The sequence below is a fragment of the Tabrizicola sp. T46 genome (genome assembly GCF_057219895.1).
The window spans coordinates 239,654-264,747 of record NZ_JBXVVV010000002.1 but is presented as its reverse complement, the minus strand read 5'-3'; the positions used below and the strand labels follow the sequence as shown (position 1 = coordinate 264,747).

Sequence of the window (25,094 nt, the reverse complement as noted above, 5' to 3'; positions counted from 1 at the left end):
TGCAGGACTCATGCCTGCCGTCCGTGGCGAAGATAGAGCATCAGCGCGTCGCGGAAATGGTCATTCTTCGCGTGGAGAACAAGGTCGACCGCGCATCCCAGTATCGTGATCTGTCGGGTGGGAGGCAGGCGGTCGGTTTCGCTCCGGCCCAGGTCGACGGCGAGCGTCACTACGGTCGACCCGACCGAGGGCGCGCGGAGGATACCCGTGCCTCGCGCCTCGATCAGACCGGAGAGGTCGGGGTTGGGACAGCGCGCGACAAGCCTTTCGTCGTCGAGGTCCACCCGTGTCAGGTCGTCGGACACCAGGGCAGCCCCCAGCGAGATCAACCGCAGGGCGAGGGCGGATTTGCCCGATCCGGAAGGCCCGAGGATAAGGAGGCCGCGCCCATCGACGGCCACGCAGCTTGCGTGCAGGGTATCGCTTGCCGGTGTCACACGGGCAGGCCGACGACGAACCGGGCACCAAGGGGTTCCGATGTCGGATCGGCGGCGGTCGGGCGGATGTTTTCGGCCCAGATCACGCCGCCATGCGCCTCGACGATCTGCTTCGAGATCGCAAGGCCAAGGCCGGAATGCTTGCCGAATTCCGACTGCGGGCGCTCGGAGTAGAAACGCTTGAACACCTTGGTCAGTGCCTGTTCGGGGATGCCGGGGCCGGTATCCTCGACCACCACGAGCACCCGGTTCTCACGCCGGCGGGCCCAGACGCGGACGGCATCGCCATCCTCGCAGAACGAGATCGCGTTGGTGATCAGGTTGACGAAGACCTGCGCCAGTCGCGCCTCGAGCCCGTGGATGGTGATCGATTCGGAGGGCAGGTCGATGATGAAGTCCACCCCCTTTTCGCCTGCCTGCTGGCTTAGATACTGGCAGAGGTTGGAAAGGGTCTTGAGAAGATTGAACTCTTCCTCCTGTTCCTTGACCAGCTCGCTGTCGAGCCGCGAGGCGTTGGAGATGTCGCTGACCAGCCGGTCCAGGCGGCGCACGTCGTGTTCGATCACGTCCAGAAGCTTTTCGCGCTGATCGTCTTTCTTGACGAAACGCAGGCTGCCGACCGCGGACCGCAGCGAGGCCAGCGGATTCTTGATCTCGTGTGCCACGTCGGCGGCGAACTGTTCGTTGGCGTCGATCCGTTCGTAAAGTGCCGAGACCATGCCCCGCATGGCGACGGACAGCCGCCCGATCTCATCTGGCCGGGCGGCAAGGTCGGGGATCCGGACACGGCTGGGGGCCACGCGGCGCGAGTCACGATCGCGCCCGATCTCGGCGGCGGCGGCAAGGTCGGACAGGGGGTTGGAGATCGTCGAGGCCAGCATCAGGCTGAGGCCGATCGAGACGCAGACCGCAAGCAGGAACATCTGCAGGATCTGCTCGCGTTCGTAGCGCACCAGCCGGTCGATCTCGACCGAGGTCGAGGTCAGGGCTACGGCCCCGACGACCTCGCCCGATATCAGGATCGGGGCGGCGACCGAGAAGAGCAGGCTACCTTCGGCATCCCTTGTGGTGGAGGCGACCGTCTCGCCGGATTTCGCGCCTTCGAAGGCGGCAAGTGCGCGCTGGGCGGGGTCGATCGTTTCGGTCCGGGTGTTGCCGCCCTGACGCAGAAGGACGGTCACCGCGTTCCAGACACCTTCGAGAAAGTCCGTCAGGATCGTCGGGCGGCCGGGGTCCGTGACCAGAAGGTCGGTGCCCTGCCCGACTTTCGAGGCGACGATCCTGCCGGACGGATCAAAGACGAAGACCTCGTCCAGAGGGTCGATCCGGGTTTCCTCGAGCGGGCGGCGGAAGTCGAAGCTGGTCACCCCGGGCTGCAACTGGGCCTGATAGACGGCAGCGATGAGCTCGGCCTGCCGCTCCATCCCCTGCTGGCGCTGAAGGGCAAGGCTGTCGCGGAAAGGGTTCATGAACAGAACCCCGACCACCAGCATGACCAACGCCATCAGGTTGAAGACGATGATCTTGCGCGCCAGTGGCGAGCGGTTGAGGCCGACGATGCTGCGCGCGCCGCGGCCTTCCTTCAGCCGCTCGACCGTGGCCTCGGGCGAGACCCAGTCTTCGCCCAGAAGGACGTCGCCGGACCGCTTGGGCCGGGGGTCTTCATAGGCGATCCTGGGGGCCGAGGTCATGGCGAACTGCCGTCACTCTTCGTTGTAACGATAACCGATACCGTAAAGCGTCTCGATCGCCGAGAAGGTGTCATCGACCGAGCGCATCTTCTTCCGCAACCGCTTGATGTGGCTGTCGATGGTGCGGTCGTCGACATAGACCTGGTCGTCATAGGCCACGTCCATCAGCTGGTCGCGGCTTTTCACGAAGCCCGGGCGCTGCGCCAGTGCCTGCAGAAGCAGGAACTCGGTCACCGTCAGGCTGACCTCCATCCCCTTCCAGGTCACCGAATGGCGCAGCGGGTCCATCCGCAGCGCGCCGCGTTCCATCATTCGGGTCTCTTCGGTGGCGGCCGCCTCGCCCGTTGTGATCGCCTCTTGCCGCCGGAGAAGCGCGCGGATGCGTTCAACGAGAAGCCGCTGGCTGAAGGGTTTCTTGACGTAATCGTCAGCGCCCATCCTCAGGCCAAGAACCTCGTCGATCTCGTCATCCTTCGAGGTCAGGAAGATCACCGGGATCGAGGTTTTCTGCCGCATGCGCTGGAGGAGGTCCATCCCGTCCATCCGGGGCATCTTGATGTCAAGGACCGCCATGTCGGGCATCCGGCGATTGAACGCCTCCAGCGCGGACTGGCCGTCGTTGTAGGTTTCGACCTCGAAGCCTTCGGCCTCAAGGGTCATCGCGACCGACGTGAGGATATTCCTGTCGTCGTCCACAAGGGCGATGCGCGACATCGTCAAGCCTCCCTGTAACTGCTGCTGCCTACTTCTTATTTTGGGCCATTCTTGGCGCATGCCCCCAGAATATCAACAGGAAAGCGAATCACCCCGGCAGAAGGGTTGGAAAGGGTGGCAATTTCGCCAAGCCTGCGTTGCCGATCGGCTACGCGGTGACCAAATCCGGTGATGGTGGCGCTAACGTCCGAATGATTGCGCTAACGCATTGAAAACATGTGTTCTCCAGCGAAAACCGCATGGTATAGCCAGAAAACGGCAGGTCACTGACACGGCCTGACGTGGCACCCCTTGGCCCGGGTGCCGTGGGAGGAACCGCCGCAGCCCTTGTGTGTTGAGCTGTGGCCTTTCGGAGCTTGACACGAATGACCCAGGACCCTTCGCGCGGACGCGTGAACCCTTCGCATCAGCTGGATCAGCACGGCATTTCGGGTGTGGCGGTGGCCCACTACAACTATGTCGAGGCGGCCCTGGTCGAAGCGGCGGTCGCGCGGGGCGAGGGGCGGCTGGGGCGCGGGGGTGCGTTCCTGTGTTCGACCGGACAGTTCACCGGGCGGTCCCCGAAAGACAAGTTCGTGGTCCGCACCGCCACGACCGAAGGCACGATCTGGTGGGACAACAACGCCGCCATGGCCCCTGATGCATGGGCGAGGCTGAAAGCGGACATGCTGGCGCATGTGCAGGGGTCCGAGCTATTCGTGCAGGACCTTTACGCCGGCGCCGACCCGCTGCACCGCCTTGACGTGCGCGTGGTGACGGAACTGGCATGGCATGGCCTCTTCATCCGCCACCTTCTTCGCCGCCCCGCGCGCGAGGAGCTGGACAGCTTCACCCCGGACTGGACGATCATCAACCTGCCGTCGTTCAAGGCCGATCCGGCGCGTCACGGCTGCCGGACGGAAACCGTGATCGCGCTGAACTTTGACGAGAAGACGGTCCTGATCGCCAACACCGCCTATGCGGGCGAGAACAAGAAGGCGGTCTTCACCGTCCTGAACTACCTTCTGCCCGAAAAGGGCGTGATGCCTATGCATTGCAGCGCCAACCATGCGCCGGGCAACCCGGTGGATGCGGCCGTCTTCTTCGGCCTTTCGGGGACCGGCAAGACCACACTGTCGGCCGCACCCGACCGGATGCTGATCGGCGATGACGAACATGGCTGGTCGGATCGCGGGATCTTCAACTTCGAGGGTGGCTGCTACGCCAAGACCATCGATCTTTCCCCCGAGGCCGAGCCCGAGATCTATGCCACGACCCACCGTTTTGGGACGGTGGTGGAGAACATGGTCTTTGACCTCGAAACGCTGGAACTGGACTTTTCGAACCGTTCCCTCACCGAAAATACCCGCTGCGCCTATCCGCTTGAGGCCATTTCGAACGCCAGCCCCACGGGTCTTGGCGGCCCGCCGCGCCATGTTGTGATGCTGACCTGCGATGCCTTCGGCGTCCTGCCGCCCATCGCGCGGCTTTCACCGGCGCAGGCGATGTATCATTTCCTGTCGGGCTTCACCTCGAAGGCTGCCGGGACGGAACGCGGGATCACCGAACCGCAGCCGACCTTCTCGACCTGCTTCGGCGCGCCCTTCATGCCGCGCCGGCCCGAGGTCTATGGCAAGCTTCTGCAGCAGAAGATCGCGCGGACCGGGGCCTCGTGCTGGCTGGTGAACACCGGCTGGACGGGTGGCGCCTATGGAACGGGCAAGCGCATGCCGATCAAGGCGACGCGGGCGCTCTTGTCGGCGGCGCTAGACGGGTCGCTGAACGGGGCCGAGTTCCGCCGCGACCCGAACTTCGGCTTCGAGGTTCCGGTGGAGGTCGAGGGCGTGGCCCATGCGCTGCTTGACCCGCGCCGGACCTGGACCGATCCGGATGGCTATGACGCGCAGGCGGCGAAGCTGGTGGCGATGTTCCAGAAGAACTTCGCCCAGTATGTGCCGTTCATCGACGCCGACGTGAAGGCCGCCGCCATCGGCTGACCTTCCGGGAGGCTCGTCGAGCCCTTCGGGCGCTCGTCGTGCGGGGAATCGCCGACGAGTGCCCGGAGGGCTTCGAGGAGGCTTGGCACCACCATGAACGGTCGCGACATTTTTGTTCGCTTGCCTTCATTCCCACGAAATCTAATTGCTCTGCGGTTGCGAAGGCGTTAGGGCTTCGCAGGTGCAGAATCCCGGTGGAAGCGGAGGGCGGAAATGGCGCATGATGGACAGATGATGACCGAGACACCCCTCCTGACCGACCTTCTTTCGCTGACCTCTGCCACCCTGCCCGAGGTTGAGGCGCTGTTCGCCTCGGCCCGCGAAGGTCTTCGCTCGGAGGTGACGGTCGCCGGCAAGCTTTCCGCCGGCGCGCTGGAAGAGCGGCAGCATCAGGCGCATGCGCTGGCCTGGCTTGCGACTTATCTCGAGGGTCTGCGCCAGCTGAACGGCTGGGCCGGTCGGGTGTCGGATGCCGGGCAGTTCGGCGAGATGGAGGCGCTGATCTTGCAGATCGGGTTCGGCGAATACCTGGCCCAGATCGCCGGCGGCATCCCGATGAGCCAGCTGGAAGCGGCGCGCCTGTCCGACATGGGCGTGGACTGGACGCCGTCGGACGCCGCCGCGCGGCTGATCCGGCAAGGCAACTCTGCCGCCGCCCGCACCCGGCTGGTGGAGCTGATGCAGGACAACCACGGTCGTGCCACGTTCGGCGCGACGGGGCTGGATGACGAGCTGGAGATGATCCGCGACCAGTTCCGCCGCTATGCGGATGAAAAGGTCATCCCCGTCGCGCATGACTGGCACCTGAAGGACGAGCTGATCCCGATGGAGGTGATCAGCGAACTGGCCGGGATGGGCGTCTTCGGCCTGACGATCCCCGAGGAGTTCGGCGGCTTTGGTCTTTCGAAGGCGGCGATGGTGGTGGTCAGCGAGGAACTCTCGCGCGGCTATATCGGCGTAGGCTCCCTTGGCACCCGCAGCGAGATCGCCGCCGAACTGATCCTTTGCGGCGGGACCGAGGAGCAGAAGGCGAAATGGCTACCCGGCCTTGCCTCGGGCGAGATCCTGCCCACCGCCGTCTTCACCGAGCCGAACACCGGATCCGACCTTGGGTCGTTGCGCACCCGGGCGCGGAAGAACGGTGATGACTGGATCATCACCGGCAACAAGACCTGGATCACCCACGCCGCGCGGACCCATGTGATGACCGTCCTTGCCCGGTCGGTGGAGGGAACCAGCGATTATCGCGGCCTGTCGATGTTCCTTGCCGAAAAGACCCCCGGCACGGATGAGACGCCCTTTGTCGATCCGGGCCTTTCCGGCGGCGAGATCGAGGTGCTCGGCTACCGGGGCATGAAGGAATACACCGTCAACTTCGACGACTTCAGGGTCAGTGGCGAGAACCTTCTGGGCGGGGTGGAAGGTCAGGGCTTCAAGCAGCTGATGCAGACCTTCGAGAGCGCCCGCATCCAAACCGGCGCGCGGGCCGTGGGCGTGGCGCAGTCGGCGCTGGAGACGGGGATGCAATACGCGCTGGACCGCAAGCAGTTCGGCAAACCCCTGATCGCCTTCCCCCGGATCGCCGGGAAACTGGCGATGATGGCGGTCGAGGTAATGATCGCGCGGCAGCTGACCTATTTCAGCGCCTGGCAGAAGGATCACGGCCAGCGCTGTGACCTTGAGGCGGGGATGGCCAAGCTCCTGGGTGCACGGGTGGCCTGGGCGGCGGCGGACAATGCGCTGCAGATCCATGGCGGGAACGGGTTCGCGCTGGAATACCGGATCAGCCGGATCCTCTGCGATGCGCGCATCCTGAACATCTTCGAAGGCGCGGCGGAAATTCAGGCAACGGTGATCGCGCGTCGGCTTCTGGACTGAAAAGTTCAGAAGAAGGGACTTGTCTTGCGTTGACAGCACCCCAGATTTGGGGATGTTGACAGTGTAAAGACAGGATCGCCCCATGACCAACTCCGTCCTTCTGACCGGAATCTCCGGCTTCATCGCCAAGCGGATCGCCTTTGATCTTCTGCAGGCCGGCTATGCCGTGACCGGGACCTTGCGGTCGCTGAAACGTGGCGACGAGGTGCGTGCGGCGCTGACGGCGAACGGCCTTGACGCGGCCCAGCTTGACCGGCTCCGCTTCCTCCGGCTTGACCTTGAACAGGATGCCGGCTGGCAGGAGGCGATGGCCGGGATCGACGCGGTCGTCCATACCGCCTCTCCCTTCCCGATCGCCCAGCCGAAGGACGAGACGGTCCTGATCCGCCCCGCCGTGGATGGCACGCTTCGGGTGCTGAAAGCCGCGCAGGCGGCGGGGGTGCGGCGTGTTGTCCTGACATCGTCGATGGAGGCGGTGATGCACGGGCAAACCGGCACCCTGACCGAGGCGAACTGGAGCGACCTGACCTCGCCCACCGCCACCGCCTATACGAAGTCGAAGACGCTTGCCGAACGCGCCGCCTGGGATTTCGTTGCCAGGCACCCCGAGATGCAACTGACCACGATCAACCCGGGCCTCGTCCTCGGCACGCCGCTGGACCGCGAAACCGGAAGTTCGGTCCGCGTGATCAAGCGGCTCTTCAGCGGCAAGGACCCTGTCGTGCCGGAGTTCAGCCTGCCCGTCACCGACGTGGCGGACGTATCGCGTGCCCATGTGGCGGCACTGAAGACGCCCGCCAGCATCGGCCAGCGCTACATGGTCGCCGACCGCATCATGTCGATGCCCGAAATGGCCGCCGTCCTGAAGAACGCCTATCCGAAACGCCGGATCGCCACCCGGATCGCGCCGAAGGTCCTGTTGCGCATCCTCGCCCTGTTCGACGCCGAAGTCCGCTCGATCCTGCCCGCGATCGGCTGGACGGCCAGGTTGGACAACCGAAAGCTGCGCGAGGAGCTTGGCGTCAAGGTCACCCCGGCGCAGGACTCGATCCTTGCCACCGCCCGGTTTCTCGACGCGGCCTGAGGTCTAGCTTCCCCCGCGTGACGGGCGCTGCACGCCAAGGCGCGGGTGCAGCTGCCCCGCCACGGCCCAGGCCGACAGAAGGCCGATCCCGGCGGCCACGAAGATGCCCGGCAAGGGCGCGACGAAGAGGACCAGCCACGCCATGCCGGGGGTGACGATCCCCGAGACGTCACGGAAGCTGGAATAGACGGCCGACATCTCGGTCCGTTCGCTGGGCTTGACCGACATCAGGAACGGAAGGCCGCCGACAACGTCAAGCGCGACAAGGAAGACCGAGGCCGCCATCGCCAGCGCAACCGTCGCCCAGGGGAGAAAGGCCAGAAGGCCCGCGGCAACGAAAAGCAGCCCGCAAAGGCCGAAGGCGGCCCGCACCGACCGCCGCACCGACAGCCGGCGCGCCATCCGGTTCAGAGCCGGGGCTGCGAACAGAAGCGCGTTCGAGATCGAGAGAGCAATCCCACCCACCTTGTCGCCAAGCCCCGCCTCGATGCAGAAGATCGGCAGGTAGACGACATAGACCCACCAGCCGCAGCTGCGCATCACCGCAAAGAGCCAGCCCGCGATCAGGCGGGGCTGGCTGAAGAACCGTCCGAGATAGCCGAGGGGGTTGACCGCCGGACGCTTGGCCCGGGTGATCTGCTTGCCGTTGCCAAGTCGCAGGACCCAGAACGTGACCATCAGGATGACCGAGAAGGCCCCCGCAACCAGGAAAGGCGCCGGGGTCCAATGGTGATAAAGCCAGACCCCGCTGAGCGGCCCGAGCGTCCATGCCGTTGCGGCATAGGCCATCTGGGTCGACTGGCTTTTGCCCAGGTTCACGCGGTCGACATAGTCCAGCACATAGGCATTGAGGCAGACGAAGATCGTGACCGTCGCCATCGCGTTGCACATCAGCGCCATCGGGACGGACCAGGCGGTGCCGACGGCGCCCAGCGTGTTGCCGATGAGGTACAGCGTGACCCCGCCGGTATAGGCCCAGCGGCGCGGGATCAGCCTTGTGGCCCAGGGCACCATCAGGCCCCAGACCAGCGCAACGATCCCGGCGATGAAGTAGAGGACCGAGGTCGCCTGCGCGGTGCCGAGCGCGTTGTAGACCACGAGCGGCATGGTCGAGATCAGGATGCCGCGGATCGCGGCATCAAGACCGGAGAGAAGGGCGAAGTGTTCGATCCGCGGGGTCGGGCTGTGCCTCAGCGCCAGCGGCAGGTAACGGGTGGCCATGCCGGGATTTGAACGACGGGCCCTGTCACACGTCTGTCACAGAGGCGACATGCCGCGTCGGATCACGCCGGGCGCGACAGAAGTTCGACCAGCCGCGCCCGGGCCTCGGGCAGCGGCTTGTCCTGGAGCACGGGGCGCAGGCCACGGTCCAGGAAGAACCCGGCCAGCCGCAGGCCCTGCAGCAAGGCCTCTCCCGTCAGGGGGCCGGAGCCCGTAAGGCCGGGTGGCAAGGGAAGAAGGCGGTCGGCCCAGTCCCCCGCGCCCCTGGCTGACACCGCGCGCCCGGTTTTCGGGCTGACATAGACTAGCCCCTCGGTCAGGCCCGTAACGGCGCAGGCGGAAAGGTCCAGCCCGAAGCCGAGGTCTTCCAGCAGCCGCAGTTCCCAGCGAAGATAGGCTGCGGGCCAGCCATCGGCCCCGAAGGCATCGAACAGCCGCCGCGTGTCGGACCAGAGGGTGGGGTGCGGCTCGCGTTCGGGCAGCGCCGTCCGCAGAAGTGCACAGGCCGAGAGCAGGCCCGCCAGCGCCACGCGGTCCGACAGAAGATGCGCCCGGCTTTGCACGGGTTCGACCGCGAAGCTGCCGATGTGGTCTTCAAGCCGCGCCCGCCACTCCAGCGTCAAGCCGGTCCCGGGCTGCAAGGTCGCCGCGAGCTTGCGCGAGGCGCCCCCCCGCACCACGCCCAGATGCCGGCCATGCGCGGCCGTCAGGACCTCGATGATCGCCGAGGTCTCGCCATGCGGCCGCATGGACAGAAGGATGCCCTCGTCGCGCCAGTCCATGGGAATGACTATCGGGGCGACGGTCTGTCTGTGCAACCCCGCCCCGGACCTGATCCGGGGCCGGGGTACTTTCACTCGTTAAGCCCGTCCTCGTCGAGCAGCGTTCGGCCCTGCCGGTCCTCCAGCTCGATCACCCAGAGGTCGGGGTCCCGCGCCCGGGTGCGCGCCAACAGGGCATCGACTTCGGCCTCCGGCCCCTCGGCCAGCAGGATCCAGGCGCGCGCCCCGGTCATCAGGTCGGAGCGGCGTTCGAAGGCCCGGGCGGTTCCGTCCAGAAGGGCGACCTTCACCGCGACCGCCCCGGCCTCGGCATCGCCCTTCGCGGTCACATAGACCGGGATTTCGGCCAGCCGCAGCCGGGTGAGATAGGCCGAGACCCAGACACCGGTGGCAAGGCGCGGCGCCATTCAGGTCAGCGCCCAACAAATCTTCTGCGAAGATTTGCGCGAATTTTCGCAGAAAATTCGTGCGCCCTCAGGCATCGCCATCCTTGAAATCAAGGCCCATCTCGGAATAGCGCTCGGGCTCGTCCAGCCAGTTCGGCCGCACCTTCACCTGCAGGAAGAGGTGCACCGTCCGGCCAAGGAATTCGCTGATCTCGGCCCGCGCGGCCTGGCCGATGGCCTTTATCGTCTCGCCCCGGTTGCCAAGGACAATGCCCTTGTGCCCGTCCCGCGCGACATAGACCACCTGGTCGATCCGCGTGGTGCCGTCGGGCTTGTCCTCCCATTTCTCGGTCTCGACCGTCAGCTGGTAGGGCAGTTCCTCATGCAGCCGCAGGGTTAGCTTTTCGCGCGTCATCTCGGCGGCGATCATCCGCATGGGCAGGTCAGCGATCTGGTCCTCCGGGTAGAACCATGGGCCCGCCGGCACCTCGCCCGCGAGCCAATCGCGCAGGTCGTCCACCCCGTGCCCGCGTTCGGCGCTGATCATGAAGGTGCGGGCAAAGGGGAAGGCGCGGTTCGCCTCTTCGGCCAGCGCCAGAAGCGTCTCGGCCTTCACCCGGTCGATCTTGTTGATCGCCAGCGCCACGGGCTTGCCCTTCGGTATCTCGTCGCGCAGCCGGTCGATGATCGACATGGCCCCTTCGGTCAGGCCCCGATGCGCCTCGATCAGAAGGACGATCACATCGGCATCGGACGCCCCGCCCCAGGCCGCCTTGACCATGCTGCGGTCCAGCCTGCGCCGGGGCCGGAAGATGCCGGGCGTGTCGACGAAAACGATCTGGCTTTGCCCCGCCATGCAGACCCCCCGGATCCGCGTCCGTGTCGTCTGCACCTTGTGCGTGACGATACTGACCTTCGCCCCGACCATCCGGTTCAGAAGCGTTGACTTGCCGGCGTTCGGCTCTCCGATCAGGGCGACAAAGCCCGCGCGGGTATCAGGGGTCATGGTAATCTCTTAAGTAGCGTCTTTTGCGCATACGGGATTCCGGGCCTTGTTACCAGCCGCCAGTCTCCCCACCTCGGGGCCGAACACGAACGAAAACGTGAACGGGACAGAGATGGGACTGCTCAGGATACTCCTGCGCTTCATGGGGACATCATCGCGCACGACCCACACCATCAGACGCGACGAACGCCTGCCGCCGCTTGACCTGCCGCGCGTCGTAAGGCCGGTTGCCACCCGACCGGTCGTCGCCGTCCGGCAGGTGACAGAGGTCACGGTGGTCGAGGTCAGCGAGCTTCGCGGGCGGGCCTGGGTTATCGACGGCGACACCATCGACCTCTGCGGCACCCGCATCCGGCTTGCCGGGATCGACGCGCCGGAATTGGACCAGCCCTATGGCAAGACCGCCAAGTGGGCGCTGGTCAACCTGTGCAAGGGCCAGGATGTCCGCGCCGTCTTCGACGGCGACCTCTCCCACGACCGGACCGTCGCCACCTGCTACCTGTCCGATGGCCGCGATCTTTCGGCCGAGATGGTGAAGGCGGGGCTGGCGGTCGACTGGTGCAAGTTCTCGCAAGGGAAATACGCCGGGCTGGAGCCGGAGGGGATCCGAAGGAAACTCTGGCGCTGCGATGCCCGCCAGAAAGGGCGCATGCCGCCGGGGCTGCCCGACTAGGCCGCCCCTGACTCCATCCGCTCCAGAAGCGTCCGCGCTGCGCCCTGTTCGGCAAGGCGCTTGGTTCCCGCCGTCGCCTCCTCGTTTTCGCCCGAGGCAAGCGAAACACGGACGGTGAACACGGGCGCGTGGTCAGGGCCGGAGCGCCCGACCTCCTCATAGACCGGGGGCGGCATGCCGCGGGCCTGTGCCCATTCCTGCAGGCTGGTCTTGGCGTCACGGGCATCCGGTTCGACCGCCGCGATCCGCCCGCCCCAGAGCCGCAGGACCAGCGCCCGCGCCGCCTCGAACCCGGCGTCCTGGTAGACGGCTGCGATCACCGCCTCCATCGCGTCGCCAAGAAGCGCCTCTTTCCGCCGACCGCCAGTCAGCATCTCGCTGCGGCCAAGCTTCAGGACATCGCCAAGGCCGATCTCGCGCGCCACCGCCGCACAGGTTTCCTTCCGGACCAGCGCGTTGAAGCGCGGCGCAAGCTGCCCTTCGCTGGCTCCGGCATCCGCGGTCAGAAGTGCTTCGGCCATCACCAGCCCCAGCACCCGGTCACCCAGGAATTCCAGCCGCTGGTTGTCGGGGCGGGTGGCGCTGCCGATCGAGGAATGGGTCACCGCGCGCAAGAGAAGGTCCGGCGTCTTGAACCGGTGGCCGAGCCGGCCTTCGAAGGCGCGGAGTTCGACCGAAAGCCTCACTCGATCGCCTGGAAATACCGGTCCGACCGCCAGGTCCAGAAATAGAGCATCCGGCTGCCGGCAGAGGAGAACATGATCCGGTCCGCGCGGCCGATCAGGTATTCCGCCGGCACGAAACCGACGCCCCCGGCAGCCTGCGCAAAGCGGCTGTCCTGGCTGTTGTCGCGGTTGTCGCCCATGAAGAAATACTGGCCCTCGGGCACGGTGAAGACATCGGTGTTGTCGCCCGGACCGTTGTCGACAATGTTCAGGATGTTGTGCTGGCGCCCGCCCGGCAGCGTTTCGACGAAGCGGCTTTTCGTGCAGATGCCACCCGCGCCGACCGCCCCGTTCTCGCAGCGCGGCAGGTTCCGCATCGGGCCCTGGGGTTCGTAGATTTCCTCGAAGACCCCGGCGGCTTCCTGCGGCACTTCCTCGCCGTTGATAAAGAGCACCCCGTTCTGCACCTGGATCCGGTCACCCGGCAGGCCGATCAGCCGCTTGATGAAATCGCTGCCGTTCACCGGGTGGCGGAAGACCACGACGTCGCCGCGTTCGGGCTCGGAGGCCAGGATGCGGCCCTCGAAGGGGCACATCGCGAAGGGGCAGGAATAGCGACTGTAACCGTAGGCCATCTTGTTGACGAAGAGGAAGTCGCCAATCAGCAGCGTGTCCTTCATCGACTCGGACGGGATCCAGAACGGCTGGAAGAAGAGCGTGCGGAAGACGCCCGCGATGACCAGTGCCCAGAAGACGGTCTTGATCGTTTCAAGGATGCCGCCCTCGGCCTTGTCTTTCGCCATGATGCCCTGCTGTCCTTGCCCTTTGTCCCGCGCTTCTTGCGCGCAAGGCGGCTGCGAAGTCAAGGCGCGACGGCCCGGCCTTGCAGATCACGGCCTCAGCGGCGGATGGGCCGCGCCTCGATCACGACGAAGGCCTGTGCCCATGGGTGGTCGTCGGTCAGGGTGACGTGGATCACCGCCTCGTGCCCTTCGGGCGTCATCGCGCGCAGCCGTTCCGCCGCCCATCCGGTGACATGCATCACCGGCTGCCCCGAGCGCAGGTTCGTCACCGCCATGTCCTTCCAGCTGATGCCCATCCGAAGGCCTGTGCCCAGCGCCTTGGAACAGGCCTCTTTCGCGGCCCAGCGTTTGGCATAGGTCGCCGCCACCGCGCGGGGCCGACCCTCGGCCTTGCGCTGTTCACGTTCGGTGAAGACGCGGTTGCGGAAGCGGTCACCGAAGCGGGCGAGCGTCGCCTCGATCCGCTCGATATTCGCAAGGTCGGTGCCGATGCCAAGGATCATCGTCAAGTCTTTCCCGTCGCGCCGCCCGTGCCGTCAGCCGGCCTCGGCAAACTCATGGCAGAGTTGCCCGGCCTCTTCCAGCGCCAGCGTGATCCCCAGCAAACGGCAGGAGGGGATCATTCCCGGTCCGGTCGCGTGGTGCCGACACGAGTGACACAGGCCGAAGGTCTTGGCCCCACTTTCTGCGACCAACGTCCGCAGGAGACTGCGCGCCGCTTGCAGCGCGGCTTCACTACCCGCATCCGACGCTTCAGCCTCGAACCAGCCAGCGACCAGTGTCCGGCCAAGCTCTGTCAGGGCATAGCGCCGTTGCCGCCTGTCGCCCTCGACCGGCTCTTCCGCAATCAGACCCTTTTCGGCCAGCGCCTTCAGGGTCTGCGAGGCCGTTCCCCGCGTCGTCGCAAGATATTCGGCCACGACCGAGGGGCTGCGCGAGAACCGGTTCGCCCGCGCCAGATACTCCAGCGCGGCACATTGCGCGTCGGTCAGGGCCACCGCCCGCCGCCGCGCGGCATGCAGGCGGGCAAGGCGGTCCAGAAGCAGCGTCATCTCGGTCTGTGGCGTCATGGCGATATTGTATGGACTCGCTATCGTTTGTGCAATAGTTTCGATTCGCTATCAATTAGGAGCGCCCCAATGAAAACGACCCGAACCCTCGTCCCTGTCGCCTTTCTTTTCGCGAGCCTTGTCCCGGTCTTTGCCCATGGCGAGGTCACCTCACCCGAAGATGCGACGAAGCTGGCCAGCCTTGACATCCTGTCGGCCCAGGTCACCCGCGACGGCGACCGGTTGACTTTCCGGATGACAACCGCCGGCACCGCCGGGGCCGATACACCCGCCCCGACCGGGGCACTGGCCGGGTCCGCCGTCCATGCCTATGTCTGGCCCACCAGTCTGGATCCGGCGACGGTAGGGTTCGAACCCGGAACAGGCATCCTCGCGGTCGCGGCCACGAGCCACCCGGATTTCGACGACACGCCGCTTTACGACGAGAATGGCGATGGCGACCCGGCGAACGACGGGCTGGACTGGCATAGCCACTGGGTGGTCCTGGTCCCGTCCGATGACTGCGGACCCGCCGCTCTTGCCGTGCGCGACATTCCCGAAGGCACGACGCCGCAGCTTCCGAAAACCTGGCCGGGCCTGCCGCTCTTCATCGACAGCCCCGAGGCCAGACCCGAATTCACCGGCCCTGAGGTCACCGTGACGATCGAGGTTCCCGGGGCTGAAGGCGCGTCCTTCGACGGGGTGACCTCGGCGCTGCGCGTGAACGCAAACCTGCACGCGCCGCTGCTTTGCGTCAGCGACGTGTTCGACATCGCCTCGGGCGACCTCTCGCTGCCGGGCAAGATCGACTGAAGCCAGTCGCGCCTGGGCCGGGGCGGTCAGCCCCGGGCCAGGTCCATCCGCCGCCGCATTTCCTCGATTGCCGGGCCAAGACCGCGGAAGATCGCCTCGCCCACCAGGAAGTGGCCGATGTTGAGTTCGGCCAGTTCCGGGATCGCGGCGATGGGTTCGACATTGTCATAGGTCAGACCGTGGCCGGCATGGACCTCCAGCCCCAGTTCGGCCGCCAGGGTCGCGCCCTTCCGCAACGCCTGAAGCTCGCGGTCCGCAAGTTCGGCATGGCCATCGGCCAGAAGCTCGGAGTAAAGCCCGGTGTGGAGTTCCACCACCGCCGCGCCGATGGCGGCCGAGGCTTCGATCTGCCGCGCATCATGCCCGATGAACATGCTGACGCGGGCCCCGGCCTCGCGCAGGGGGGCGATGTAGTCGGCAAGGCGTGCTTGGTCACCCGCGACGTCCAACCCGCCCTCGGTCGTGCGCTCCTCGCGCTTTTCGGGCACAAGGCAAACGGCATGCGGGCGGTGGCGCAGCACGATGGCCTGCATCTCGGCCGTTGCGGCGCATTCGAAGTTCAGCGGGATCGAGATGCCGGCCATCAGGGCCTCGATATCGCTGTCGCGGATGTGGCGGCGATCCTCGCGCAGGTGGGCAGTGATGCCGTCGGCCCCGGACGCCTCGGCCAGAAGGGCCGCGCGCAGGGGATCGGGCCAAGCCGACCCGCGGGCATTCCGCACGGTCGCCACATGGTCGATGTTGACGCCAAGGCGCAACGGGCCGGGGGAGGGCAGCAGACGAGTCATCCGGATATCCTTAGCCGAAGTCCAGTTACAGGCAATCTAGGGCGCGCCCGGGCCGTCGTCACCCGTTCCTTCATCCGGCTCGTCGCCCCGCCGCTTCAGCTTGCCCGCCGCTTCGGCCAGCTTGGCCCGCATCCGCCGCCGGCGTTCGCCCCGCTCATGGGCCGTCGCCGCCCGCGCCTTCTGGTAGGCGGTGACGAGCGGGATGGTCAGGTAGTAGGCGATGGTGCTGATGATGAGCGCGGGGCCAAGGGCGCCAATGAACCAGGGCAGGTAGATTTCATTCCAGAACTGGATCAGCCCGTCCCACTGCGCTTCCTGCGGGCCGAAAAGTGCCATGAAGTTGTTCCAGAGGTCATAGACAGCATTCTCCAGTGCGTTGACGATGTAGCGTCCGTTCAACGGGGCCTCGATGCCGAGGATCCAGTGACCAAGCCACACCGACAGTACGGCAAAGGGCGGCGTGGTCAGCGGATTTGTGTTGAATGTCCCGAGAAGCGCAGCAAGGACATTCCCGCGGATCAGTCGAGCAGCCCCCCAGGCCGCCAGGAACTGGAGACCCGGCAGGGGCAGAAAGCCGATGAAGAACCCCGCAAACACACCCCGCGCCACCCGGTGCGGCTGGTCGGGGAGGCGGCGCATCCGGAGCGTGACATAGCGCGTCGCCCGCTTGAATCCGCCGCGCGGGTAGACCTGCTCGCGCAGCCATGCGCCCCAGCCCAACGGATCCCTGCGCTTGAAGACCAACTCCCGCCCTTTCCGACCGGGTCACACCCGCAAACCGGCACCTTACGGGCGCCGCGACAAATCCCTGTGACGGGAGATCTGCGCCACGTCGGTCTCTGCCTCAAGCGCGGTCATGACCATGTGCAGATGTTCGACATCCCGCAAGTCCACATCCATGATAAGCCTGTAAAAGTCCGGCTTGCGGTCGGTGAACCTCAGGTCCGAGATATTGGCCTTCTGCTCACCGATCAAGGTGCAGATGCGCCCAAGGACGCCCGCGTCGTTGGAAATGGTCAGGTCAAGCGTCACCATGTAGACCGGCGCATGGCGGCCCGAATGCCAGCGCAGGTCGACCCAGCGCTGGGTCTGGTCCTCGAATTCCTCCAGCGCGGGGCAGTCGATGGCGTGCACCACCACGCCCAGCCCCTTGTAGGTGATGCCAACGATCCGCTCACCCGGGACCGGCTGGCAGCACTGCGCGCGGCGGAAGGTCTGGTCGGCGGTCAGGCCGACGACCGGACGCTTCGAATCCACCTCTTCGGCGACGGCCTGGGCAAGTTCGGGATAAAGCGTCTCGACCACCCGGCGCGCGGGCATCTCGGCCGACCCGAGCCGCGCGAGAAGATCGTTCTCGTCCGAAAGCCCCAGCATCTTCGCCGCCGTCCGCAGCGCCTTGTCCGTTGCCTTCTTGCCCACATGGTCAAAGGCCGCCCGCGCCAGCTCCTGCCCCAGCTTGACGAAGCGCCCCTTGTCCTCTTCGCGCAAGGACCGCCGGATCGCGGCCTTGGCGCGCCCCGTCGTCACGATATCGATCCAGCTGGCCTGCGGGCGCTGGCCTTCCGCCGTGATGATCTCGACCGACTGGCCGTTCTTGAGGCGGGTCCACAGGGGCACCCGGATGCCGTCGATCTTGGCCGAAACGCAGGAATTCCCGATCCGCGTGTGGATCGCATAGGCGTAGTCCAAGGGCGTCGCCCCGCGCGGAAGCTGCACCACGTCGCCCTTCGGGGTGAAGCAGAAGACCTGGTCGGAATACATCTCGAGCTTCACGTTCTCGAGGAATTCGTCGGTGTCGCCTTCGTCCAGCCGTTCGGTCAGCGAGGCGATCCACTTCGCCGGATCGACCGCAAAGGGGTTCTTCGCACGCACGCCTTCGCGGTAGGACCAATGCGCCGCGACCCCGGCCTCGGCCACCTCGTGCATCTCGCGCGTGCGGATCTGCACCTCGACCCGCTTGCCGTCGCGGCCCGAGACCGTGGTGTGGATCGAGCGATACCCGTTGTTCTTCGGCTGGCTGATGTAATCCTTGAACCGTCCCGGCACCGCCCGCCAGCGCTGGTGGATTACGCCAAGGATGCGGTAGCAGTCCGCGACCGACCCGCAAATGACCCGGAACCCGTAGATGTCGGACAACCGGCTGAACGCCAGGTCCTTCTCCTGCATCTTCCGCCAGATCGAGTAGGGCTTCTTCGCCCGCCCGTAAACATCCGCCTCGATCTGCGCCTTTTCCAACTCGTGCCGGATGTCGGCGGTGATCTTGTGGACCACATCCCCGGTTTCGCGCTGCAGCGTCAGGAACCGCCGCATGATCGAATTGCGCGCCTCGGGGTTCAGGACCTTGAACGACAGGTCCTCAAGCTCCTCCCTCATCCACTGCATGCCCATCCGGCCCGCCAATGGAGCAAAGATCTCCATCGTCTCGCGCGCCTTCTGGGCCTGCTTTTCCGGCTTCATGCTGCGGATCGTCCGCATGTTGTGCAGCCGGTCGCCTAGCTTGACCAGGATGACCCGCAGGTCACGGGACATCGCCATGAAGAGCTTGCGGAAGTTCTCAGCCTGCTGGCTTTCGGTATTCGACAGCTGCAGGTTCGTCAGCTTCGTCACCCCGTCGACCAGTTCCGCCACCTCTTCGCCGAACATCTGGGCGATCTCGGTATAGGTCGACCGGGTGTCCTCGATCGTGTCGTGCAGAAGGGCCGTGACAATCGTCGCGTCATCCAGCCGCTGCTCGGTCAGGATCGCGGCCACCGCGACGGGGTGCGTGAAATAGGGCTCGCCCGACTTCCGCATCTGCCCTTCGTGCATCTTCATGCCGTAGGCATAGGCCTTGCGGATCAGATCGGCATTGCAGCGCGGATTGTAGTTGCGAACCAGGGCGATGAGGTCTTCGACGTCGATCATCACCGCCCCGCTGGCGGGCCCGGAAGGCCCTTAAAGCTCGCCCTGCGCTTCCATCAGCGCGCGAAGGAGCTTTTCTTCCGACATGTCGTCGACCATCGGACGGTCCATCTCGCCACCCATGAGAAGCGCCATCTGGTCTTCCTCGGGCTCGTCCACCTCGATCTGGGTCTGGTGGCTTTCGATCATCCGTTCACGCAGGACACCGGCCGACTGGGTTTCGTCGGCGATCTCGCGCAGGGCGACGACGGGGTTCTTGTCGTTGTCGCGGTCCACCGTGATGGGCGAGCCGGACTGGATCTCGCGCGCCCGGTGGGCGGCCAGCATCACCAGTTCGAACCGGTTCGGAACCTTGTCAACGCAATCTTCGACCGTCACGCGGGCCATGATGTACTCCAATCCCGAAGCTTCGCTGGAAGTGGCCTATGTAGGCGGATTGCACCGGCTTGACAAGCGCGGAATCGCCGCAAATCAAAGCGGTTTCACGGCGTCACGTTCCGCCTGCGGCAGGGCCTCAAGCATCTGCCGGACGCTGAGGCCCGTCCGCGGGTGCACCCAGTCGGGCGCCACATCGGCCAGAGGCACCAGCACGAAGGCCCGGTCCTGCAGGCGCGGATGGGGCAGGATCAGCTGGTCGGGTGTCGACCGGATCTGCGCCTCGGCCGGCATCAGGCGCCAGCGGTCCTGCGTCTCGGCATCCGGCAGGACCGAATCGCCAAACGCCAGAAGATCGATGTCCAGCGTCCGCATTCCCCAGCGTTGCGCCCGTTTCCGGCCGAATTTGGCTTCGACCGCGTGCAGTCGGGCCAAGGTTGACGCCAAGTCATTTTCAACCCCGCCTTGAAGGACTGCCGCAGCATTCACATAGTCAGGTCCGGCCCCAGCCGGAAAGCACGGTGTTGCGAAGAATCGGCTAAGCCCCAGCAAAGAAAAACCTTCTTCCGCCAGCTCTGCCGAAGCCCGCAGGAGCGTGTCCGCCGGCGAGCGTCCTTCGAACGGCAGATTTGCGCCAAAAGCAACCAGAAGTTGTGAATTTCTCGCGCTACGCACGCAATCTTTCCCAGAGTCGACTTGTCCATGCCCGGTTCCGGCTGATATTCGAGAGAGGCCTGACCGATGACGCTCAGTATAACACGTGGTCCAGACACGGAAGCTTGATCGGCGCGGCGACTCTGAGGGGACTTTAAAAATGTTTTACAAGGACGAACGGCTTGCGCTGTTCATTGATGGTTCGAATCTTTATGCAGCGGCAAAGTCGCTGGGCTTCGACATCGACTACAAGCTTCTGCGCATGGAGTTCATGCGCCGCGGAAAGCTGTTGCGCGCGTTCTACTACACCGCTCTGCTGGAAAACGACGACTACTCGCCCATTCGTCCGCTGGTTGACTGGCTGCACTACAACGGCTTCACCATGCGCACCAAGCCAGCCAAGGAATACACCGACAGCCAGGGCCGCCGGAAGGTGAAGGGCAACATGGACATCGAGCTTTGCGTCGATGCGATGGAACTTGCCCCGCGCGTGGATCATGTCGTGCTGTTCTCGGGCGACGGCGACTTCCGCCCGCTGGTCGAAAGCCTGCAGCGCCAGGGCGTGCGGGTTTCGGTTGTCTCGACGATCCGCAGCCAGCCGCCGATGATCGCGGACGAGCTGCGCCGTCAGGCCGACAACTTCATCGAGCTGGACGAACTGCGCGAAGTCATCGGCCGGCCGCCACGCGAACCGCGCCCGATGAACGACGAGCCCGCCTCGGCAGACGTGAAGTAACCCCGGCCCGCGACTTGTCCGCGTGATCGCCTATCTCGGACTGTTCGTTGCCGCCCTGCTTGCGGCCACGCCTGTCCCGTTCAATTCGGAAGTTCCGTTCATCGCGATGCAGGCGGCGGGCTGGCCTGCCGTTTCTCTGGTCATCGTCGCGTCGGTCGGCAATGTGCTGGGGTCCTGTGTGACCTATGGGCTAGGCCGCTGGCTGGGCGGCTGGCGCGACCATCCGCGCTTTCCGATCCGCCCAGCGCAGATGGCCCGGGCCGAAGGCTGGTTCCGCCGCTGGGGCCTTTGGTCGCTGCTTCTGTCCTGGGCGCCGGGGGGTGATGTGCTGGTGGCGGTGGCGGGCCTGATGCGGGTGCCGCTGCCGATCTTCCTGGTGCTGGTCGCCGTCGCCAAGACCGCCCGCTATGGCGCCCTTGCGCTTGCCGGGGCGGCGGCACTCGGCGCCTAGATGCATCTTCGGCATCGTGGTAAGGGGTTAAGGATTCCCTATTGCCCACAAGCAAGACTTTGATTTCATGTAATATTCCTGATTTGACCACTGTGGTCACTTCCGATGCTGGACGTCCCCGCCGGCAAGCCCTACACCTTGGATGATCCTCTTTTCTGGGCCGCTCATGTCCGACCTGCCTCCCCTCACCCTCTACCTCGCCGCCCCCCGCGGCTTCTGCGCCGGGGTGGACCGGGCGATCAGGATGGTGGAGCTTGCCCTGCAGAAATGGGGTGCCCCCGTCTATGTCCGGCACGAGATCGTCCACAATAGGTTCGTGGTCGACGGCCTGCGGGCCAAAGGTGCGATCTTTGTCGAGGAACTGGACGACTGCCCCGACGACCGCCCCGTCGTCTTCTCGGCCCACGGGGTCCCGAAGTCCGTCCCGGCCGAGGCCGGACGGCGCAACATGATCGCCGTGGACGCGACCTGCCCCCTCGTGACGAAGGTCCATAACGAGGCCGCGCGGCACCACGAGAACGGGGTCCAGATGATCTACATCGGCCACGAGGGCCACCCCGAGACGGTCGGCACCATGGGCCAGCTTCCGCCGGGAGAGGTCCTCCTGGTCGAGACCGTCGAGGATGTCGCCACCCTGCAGGTCCGTGACCCGGCGAAGCTGGCCTTCATCACCCAGACCACCCTTTCCGTCGATGACACCGCCGAAATCGCCGCCGCCTTGCAGGCGCGTTTCCCGGCGATCATCGCCCCGGCCCATGACGACATCTGCTATGCCACCACCAACCGGCAGGCGGCTGTGAAGGCGGTCGCCCCGAAGATCGACGCCCTCCTCGTGATCGGCGCGCCGAACTCGTCGAACTCGAAGCGCCTGGTCGAGGTCGGCACTGCGGCGGGCTGTCCCTATTCGATGCTGATCCAGCGCGCCGCCGATATCGACTGGCGGGCGCTTCAGGGGGCGCGGGCCATCGGTCTGACCGCCGGGGCCAGCGCACCCGAGGTTCTGGTGAACGAGGTGATCGAGGCGTTCCGCGCCCGGCATGACCTGACCGTCGAGGTGGTAGAGACTGCCGTCGAACATGTCGAATTCCGGGTGCCGAAGATCCTGCGCGAACCGGCGTGACTGACTGGGTGACCTTCGAGGGCCGGGTGTTGCCGCTGGCCTGGGGACGGTCGACCTATACGATCCTGCCGCTGCCGAATCACGTGACCGCCGCCCTTGGCCCCTGCCGCCGGGTGGAAGGCGAGATCGCGGAGCATTCGGTCAACCTTGCCCTGTCCCGCGCCCCGGTGGTGGAGGGGGTCTTCCTCTGGGCCGGGCAAAGCCTGCTGGACCGGATCGGCATCGCCCCCGGTGAGCCGGTCGAGGTCCGCCTGCGGCCAGCTGCGGATGACCGGGTCGATGTCGACCCCGATATCGAGGCCGCGCTACGGGCGGGCGGGGTCGCTGCGGCGTGGGAGGCGCTGACCCCCGGCAAGCGGCGGGGGATGCTCTACCAGATCGCCACCGCGAAGACCGACGCGACCCGGCAGAAGCGGATCGCGAAGCTGATCGCAGACCTGGAATCGGGCTCGTCCGGCCGCCCGTGACCCACCGTCACGGACCGCTGGCCAAGCGGGGCGGCACAGGCTAGATCACCGCCATGACCGAACCGATGACCGACGACCGCCGAATCCCCCGCGCCGCCCTGCTTCTGGGGCTCGCAGGGCTGATCCCATTCCTGTGGTCCGCCGCCACGCATCTTCTTCCCGGCCTTGCCGGCTGGGCCGGCCAATGGGTGCCGCCGATGTTCCTTGGCACCTACGTCGGGGTGACCTACGGCACCGTGATCCTGTCCTTCATGTCCGGCGTCCTCTGGGGCTTTGCCACCAAGGCCGAGGGGCGAGAGGCTGCCGCCGCCTATACCCTTTCGGTGATCCCGGCCCTCTGGTGCTTCTTCATGGTCACCGACGCCTCGGCGAATTCGGTGATCTACCTGGCCGCGGGGTTTGTCGGGCTGCTGTTCCTTGACACGATCTTTTCGGTCTGGGGCCTTGCCCCAGGCTGGTGGCTGAGGTTGCGGGTGATGCTGACCGTGGTGGTTGTGGCCTGCCTTGCCGTGCCCCTGGGTGCCTGACCCGATGCCCGAGCTTTTCGCCTACACCGACGGCGCCTGTTCGGGGAACCCCGGTCCGGGCGGCTGGGGGGTGCTGATGCTGGCGCGGGAGGGGGGTGCCGTCGTGAAGGAGCGCACGCTTCAGGGGGGCGAGGCGCTGACCACCAACAACCGGATGGAGCTGATGGCGGCAATCTCGGCGCTGGAGGCGCTGACGAAACCGTCGAAGATAACGGTGGTGACCGACAGCGCCTATGTGAAGGACGGGATTACCCAGTGGATCCACGCCTGGAAACGGGGCAACTGGACGAAGAAGAACCTGAAGAACGTCGACCTCTGGCAGCGGCTGGACGCGGCGCAGGCGCGCCACCGGGTGACCTGGGCCTGGATCAAGGGCCATGCCGGACACCCCGAGAATGAACGCGCCGACGAACTGGCCCGGGCCGGCATGGCCCCCTTCAAGCCCGTGTCGCATGACCGCCCCTGACCCCGGGTTGCTTCTGGACGGGCTCGACTATGCCTCGGTCGCGGTCTTCGCGCTGACCGGGGCGCTGGCGGCGAGCCGGTCGCAGCTGGATATCGTCGGCTTCATCTTCGTCGCCTGCCTGACCGCCGTGGGCGGCGGCACGCTGCGCGACATGATCCTGAATCGTGAGGTCTTCTGGGTCGCCGACCCGACGATGCTTGCCGTGGCGACCCTTGCGGCGGTGATCGTCTTCTTCGCCGCGCACCGGCTGGAAAGCCGATACCGCGCGCTTCTGTGGCTGGACGCCTGCGCCCTTGCGGTGGCGGTGCCGGCGGGTGTCGCAGTGGCAATAGCCGCCGGGCAGAGCTGGGCAGTCATCCTGGTGATGGGGATGATCACCGGCTGCATGGGTGGCCTTCTGCGCGACATCGTCTGCAACGAGGTGCCCCTGGTGTTGAAACAGGGCGAGCTTTACGTTTCCTGCGCTTTTGCCGGGTCGCTTGCGGCCGTGCTGGCGGGTCTGGCGGGGGTTGCGACCGGCTCGGCGCTGCTGATCTGTGCGGCGACGGTGTTTGTTCTGCGGGCCGGAAGCATCGCCTTTGGGTGGCGCCTGCCGGTCTACCGGTCGCGCCCGCCGAAACCGGGGGCGCCGAAGCGTTAGCCGCTTGCAGGGTGAACGATCATTCGTCTATTCTTGATGAATGCCACGCACCCGCACCATTCCCGACGCACGCATTTTCGCAGCAATTCAGCGGCTTCTGGACGAAGGCGGCGACAAGGCCGTGTCCTTCGCCACGGTCAGCGCGGCGACGGGGCTTGCCCCGCCCACGCTGGTGCAGCGCTATGGCAGCCGCGACGGCATGGTCCGCGCCGCCCGGGCCGCCGCCTGGGACCGACTTGGTCAGGTCACGCAAGACGCGATCACAGCGACCGACAAGAAGGGGCCGCATGCGCTGTTGAAGGCGATTGCCGAAGCTGATCCGGCGAGACTTATCGCTGATTTCCGCGACCCGGAGCTCGCGCAACGGGCCGCGGCGTGGCAGGCGACGGTGGAATCCGCGCTCGCCCTGCGCCTTGGCACCGGGCGACAGGCGCGCGAGAGTGCCGCGCTCCTCTTCGCCGCCTGGCAGGGCCAGCTGATGTGGGCACACGGGACCGAGCCCGCGTTCAAGCTGAAGGACGTGGCAAAGCGCCTTACCTGACCCAGGTCTTCCAGGCCCAGATCAGAAGGACCGCCCCCAGAAGCGCGCCCACGACCCCGGCCCCGATGCCGGCCACCATCGTCAGACCGCGCAGGACCAGCCCGCCGATCAGCGCACCCAGCACCCCCAGCGCAATCGTCGAGGGCGTATCGAGATTCACCTTCAGAATCCGCGTGGCCAGAAAACCGACCGCAACCCCTACCACCAGAAGCCAGATGAGCGGCATTGCACCCTCCTCACTACCTCGTGA

30 protein-coding genes are annotated in these 25,094 nt (G+C 66.0%); 13 read left to right on the top strand and 17 right to left on the bottom strand.

Annotation, left to right across the window (positions count from 1 at the left end; translation table 11 throughout):
- Positions 1 to 8: 8 nt before the first annotated feature.
- Genes AC2D9V_RS08805 through AC2D9V_RS08795 form a run of 3 tightly spaced genes read right to left on the bottom strand, consistent with a single transcriptional unit; the run spans position 9 to position 2,842 of the window.
- Complete coding sequence (locus tag AC2D9V_RS08805; RefSeq protein WP_484713695.1) at positions 9 to 437, bottom strand: HPr kinase/phosphorylase; 429 nt, start codon at positions 435 to 437, stop codon at positions 9 to 11.
- Positions 434 to 2,128: an ATP-binding protein gene (locus tag AC2D9V_RS08800; protein ID WP_484713694.1), complete on the bottom strand. Its 1,695-nt coding sequence runs from the start codon at positions 2,126 to 2,128 to the stop codon at positions 434 to 436. Before AC2D9V_RS08800 ends, AC2D9V_RS08805 begins: the two co-directional genes overlap by 4 nt.
- A 12-nt stretch (positions 2,129 to 2,140) precedes the next feature.
- Entirely contained in the window at positions 2,141 to 2,842 is a 702-nt protein-coding gene (locus AC2D9V_RS08795; RefSeq protein ID WP_484713693.1) for a response regulator transcription factor, read from the bottom strand.
- A 365-nt stretch (positions 2,843 to 3,207) separates the two neighbouring features.
- On the opposite strand from AC2D9V_RS08795, the gene AC2D9V_RS08790 reads away from it, so the two are divergent.
- The 3 genes from AC2D9V_RS08790 to AC2D9V_RS08780 all read left to right on the top strand — a co-directional run bounded on the left by AC2D9V_RS08790 (position 3,208) and on the right by AC2D9V_RS08780 (position 7,780).
- Positions 3,208 to 4,818: a phosphoenolpyruvate carboxykinase gene (locus AC2D9V_RS08790; protein ID WP_484713692.1), complete on the top strand. Its 1,611-nt coding sequence runs from the start codon at positions 3,208 to 3,210 to the stop codon at positions 4,816 to 4,818.
- A 213-nt stretch (positions 4,819 to 5,031) separates the two neighbouring features.
- The gene (locus tag AC2D9V_RS08785; protein WP_484713691.1) at positions 5,032 to 6,696 is read left to right on the top strand and encodes an acyl-CoA dehydrogenase family protein; all 1,665 of its coding nucleotides are present in this window, start codon (positions 5,032 to 5,034) and stop codon (positions 6,694 to 6,696) included.
- Between the two features lie 82 nt (positions 6,697 to 6,778).
- The gene (locus AC2D9V_RS08780; protein ID WP_484713690.1) at positions 6,779 to 7,780 is read left to right on the top strand and encodes an NAD-dependent epimerase/dehydratase family protein; all 1,002 of its coding nucleotides are present in this window, start codon (positions 6,779 to 6,781) and stop codon (positions 7,778 to 7,780) included.
- Between the two features lie 3 nt (positions 7,781 to 7,783).
- Here AC2D9V_RS08780 and AC2D9V_RS08775 read toward each other — a convergent pair whose 3' ends face one another.
- The 4 genes from AC2D9V_RS08775 to era all read right to left on the bottom strand — a co-directional run bounded on the left by AC2D9V_RS08775 (position 7,784) and on the right by era (position 11,175).
- Positions 7,784 to 9,001 (bottom strand): MFS transporter, encoded by a 1,218-nt coding sequence (locus AC2D9V_RS08775; RefSeq protein WP_484713689.1) that lies wholly within the window; start codon positions 8,999 to 9,001, stop codon positions 7,784 to 7,786.
- A gap of 62 nt (positions 9,002 to 9,063) precedes the next feature.
- Positions 9,064 to 9,783, bottom strand: coding sequence for a DNA repair protein RecO (recO, locus tag AC2D9V_RS08770; RefSeq protein WP_484713688.1), 720 nt, complete (start codon positions 9,781 to 9,783; stop codon positions 9,064 to 9,066).
- A 71-nt stretch (positions 9,784 to 9,854) separates the two neighbouring features.
- The gene (locus AC2D9V_RS08765; RefSeq protein ID WP_484713687.1) at positions 9,855 to 10,190 is read right to left on the bottom strand and encodes a DUF1491 family protein; all 336 of its coding nucleotides are present in this window, start codon (positions 10,188 to 10,190) and stop codon (positions 9,855 to 9,857) included.
- A gap of 67 nt (positions 10,191 to 10,257) precedes the next feature.
- Complete coding sequence (gene era / locus AC2D9V_RS08760; protein WP_484713686.1) at positions 10,258 to 11,175, bottom strand: GTPase Era; 918 nt, start codon at positions 11,173 to 11,175, stop codon at positions 10,258 to 10,260.
- Positions 11,176 to 11,287: 112 nt separating this feature from the next.
- Here era and AC2D9V_RS08755 point away from each other — a divergent pair, with 112 nt between their 5' ends.
- Positions 11,288 to 11,848, top strand: a complete 561-nt coding sequence (locus tag AC2D9V_RS08755) for a thermonuclease family protein (protein WP_484713685.1) — start codon at positions 11,288 to 11,290, stop codon at positions 11,846 to 11,848.
- Here the strand turns inward: AC2D9V_RS08755 and rnc are convergent.
- The 4 genes from rnc to AC2D9V_RS08735 form a co-directional block, all read right to left on the bottom strand.
- The gene (rnc, locus tag AC2D9V_RS08750; RefSeq protein WP_484713684.1) at positions 11,845 to 12,534 is read right to left on the bottom strand and encodes a ribonuclease III; all 690 of its coding nucleotides are present in this window, start codon (positions 12,532 to 12,534) and stop codon (positions 11,845 to 11,847) included. The genes AC2D9V_RS08755 and rnc overlap by 4 nt on opposite strands.
- Positions 12,531 to 13,316, bottom strand: a complete 786-nt coding sequence (gene lepB, locus AC2D9V_RS08745; protein ID WP_484713683.1) for a signal peptidase I — start codon at positions 13,314 to 13,316, stop codon at positions 12,531 to 12,533. Before lepB ends, rnc begins: the two co-directional genes overlap by 4 nt.
- Before the next feature lie 95 nt (positions 13,317 to 13,411).
- Complete coding sequence (acpS, locus tag AC2D9V_RS08740) at positions 13,412 to 13,819, bottom strand: holo-ACP synthase (protein ID WP_484713682.1); 408 nt, start codon at positions 13,817 to 13,819, stop codon at positions 13,412 to 13,414.
- 33 nt (positions 13,820 to 13,852) lie between these two features.
- Positions 13,853 to 14,386: a MarR family winged helix-turn-helix transcriptional regulator gene (locus AC2D9V_RS08735; RefSeq protein WP_484713681.1), complete on the bottom strand. Its 534-nt coding sequence runs from the start codon at positions 14,384 to 14,386 to the stop codon at positions 13,853 to 13,855.
- 69 nt (positions 14,387 to 14,455) lie between these two features.
- On the opposite strand from AC2D9V_RS08735, the gene AC2D9V_RS08730 reads away from it, so the two are divergent.
- Complete coding sequence (locus AC2D9V_RS08730) at positions 14,456 to 15,178, top strand: hypothetical protein (protein WP_484713680.1); 723 nt, start codon at positions 14,456 to 14,458, stop codon at positions 15,176 to 15,178.
- A gap of 26 nt (positions 15,179 to 15,204) precedes the next feature.
- Here the strand turns inward: AC2D9V_RS08730 and AC2D9V_RS08725 are convergent, their stop codons facing one another.
- The 5 genes from AC2D9V_RS08725 to folK all read right to left on the bottom strand — a co-directional run bounded on the left by AC2D9V_RS08725 (position 15,205) and on the right by folK (position 19,917).
- Positions 15,205 to 15,966 carry a pyridoxine 5'-phosphate synthase gene (locus AC2D9V_RS08725; protein WP_484713679.1) on the bottom strand — a complete coding sequence of 254 codons (762 nt, stop codon included), beginning with the start codon at positions 15,964 to 15,966 and terminating at the stop codon, positions 15,205 to 15,207.
- 36 nt (positions 15,967 to 16,002) lie between these two features.
- Positions 16,003 to 16,710: a DUF2062 domain-containing protein gene (locus tag AC2D9V_RS08720; protein WP_484713678.1), complete on the bottom strand. Its 708-nt coding sequence runs from the start codon at positions 16,708 to 16,710 to the stop codon at positions 16,003 to 16,005.
- 42 nt (positions 16,711 to 16,752) lie between these two features.
- A complete protein-coding gene (locus AC2D9V_RS08715; protein ID WP_484713677.1) occupies positions 16,753 to 18,870 on the bottom strand; it encodes a RelA/SpoT family protein in 2,118 nt (705 codons plus the stop codon).
- Between the two features lie 30 nt (positions 18,871 to 18,900).
- The gene (gene rpoZ / locus AC2D9V_RS08710) at positions 18,901 to 19,254 is read right to left on the bottom strand and encodes a DNA-directed RNA polymerase subunit omega (protein ID WP_484713676.1); all 354 of its coding nucleotides are present in this window, start codon (positions 19,252 to 19,254) and stop codon (positions 18,901 to 18,903) included.
- Between the two features lie 84 nt (positions 19,255 to 19,338).
- Positions 19,339 to 19,917, bottom strand: a complete 579-nt coding sequence (folK, locus tag AC2D9V_RS08705) for a 2-amino-4-hydroxy-6-hydroxymethyldihydropteridine diphosphokinase (RefSeq protein ID WP_484713675.1) — start codon at positions 19,915 to 19,917, stop codon at positions 19,339 to 19,341.
- Positions 19,918 to 20,056: 139 nt separating this feature from the next.
- On the opposite strand from folK, the gene AC2D9V_RS08700 reads away from it, so the two are divergent.
- The 8 genes from AC2D9V_RS08700 (at position 20,057) to AC2D9V_RS08665 (ending at position 24,844) form a co-directional block, all read left to right on the top strand.
- Positions 20,057 to 20,632, top strand: a complete 576-nt coding sequence (locus tag AC2D9V_RS08700) for a LabA-like NYN domain-containing protein (RefSeq protein WP_484713674.1) — start codon at positions 20,057 to 20,059, stop codon at positions 20,630 to 20,632.
- 22 nt (positions 20,633 to 20,654) lie between these two features.
- Positions 20,655 to 21,083: a YqaA family protein gene (locus AC2D9V_RS08695; protein WP_484713673.1), complete on the top strand. Its 429-nt coding sequence runs from the start codon at positions 20,655 to 20,657 to the stop codon at positions 21,081 to 21,083.
- Between the two features lie 166 nt (positions 21,084 to 21,249).
- Positions 21,250 to 22,203, top strand: coding sequence for a 4-hydroxy-3-methylbut-2-enyl diphosphate reductase (gene ispH, locus AC2D9V_RS08690; RefSeq protein ID WP_484714474.1), 954 nt, complete (start codon positions 21,250 to 21,252; stop codon positions 22,201 to 22,203).
- A complete protein-coding gene (locus AC2D9V_RS08685) occupies positions 22,200 to 22,670 on the top strand; it encodes a YdeI/OmpD-associated family protein (protein ID WP_484713672.1) in 471 nt (156 codons plus the stop codon). The genes ispH and AC2D9V_RS08685 overlap by 4 nt, the downstream gene beginning before the upstream one ends.
- Before the next feature lie 53 nt (positions 22,671 to 22,723).
- Positions 22,724 to 23,197, top strand: coding sequence for a DUF3429 domain-containing protein (locus AC2D9V_RS08680; RefSeq protein WP_484713671.1), 474 nt, complete (start codon positions 22,724 to 22,726; stop codon positions 23,195 to 23,197).
- A gap of 4 nt (positions 23,198 to 23,201) precedes the next feature.
- Complete coding sequence (gene rnhA / locus AC2D9V_RS08675) at positions 23,202 to 23,663, top strand: ribonuclease HI (protein WP_484713670.1); 462 nt, start codon at positions 23,202 to 23,204, stop codon at positions 23,661 to 23,663.
- Positions 23,650 to 24,303 carry a trimeric intracellular cation channel family protein gene (locus AC2D9V_RS08670; protein ID WP_484713669.1) on the top strand — a complete coding sequence of 218 codons (654 nt, stop codon included), beginning with the start codon at positions 23,650 to 23,652 and terminating at the stop codon, positions 24,301 to 24,303. Before rnhA ends, AC2D9V_RS08670 begins: the two co-directional genes overlap by 14 nt.
- A 40-nt stretch (positions 24,304 to 24,343) precedes the next feature.
- Complete coding sequence (locus AC2D9V_RS08665) at positions 24,344 to 24,844, top strand: transcriptional regulator (RefSeq protein ID WP_484713668.1); 501 nt, start codon at positions 24,344 to 24,346, stop codon at positions 24,842 to 24,844.
- Here AC2D9V_RS08665 and AC2D9V_RS08660 read toward each other — a convergent pair.
- Positions 24,837 to 25,070 (bottom strand): GlsB/YeaQ/YmgE family stress response membrane protein, encoded by a 234-nt coding sequence (locus AC2D9V_RS08660; protein ID WP_484713667.1) that lies wholly within the window; start codon positions 25,068 to 25,070, stop codon positions 24,837 to 24,839. The two genes, AC2D9V_RS08665 and AC2D9V_RS08660, sit on opposite strands and share 8 nt — an antisense overlap.
- Between the last annotated feature and the right edge of the window lie 24 nt (positions 25,071 to 25,094).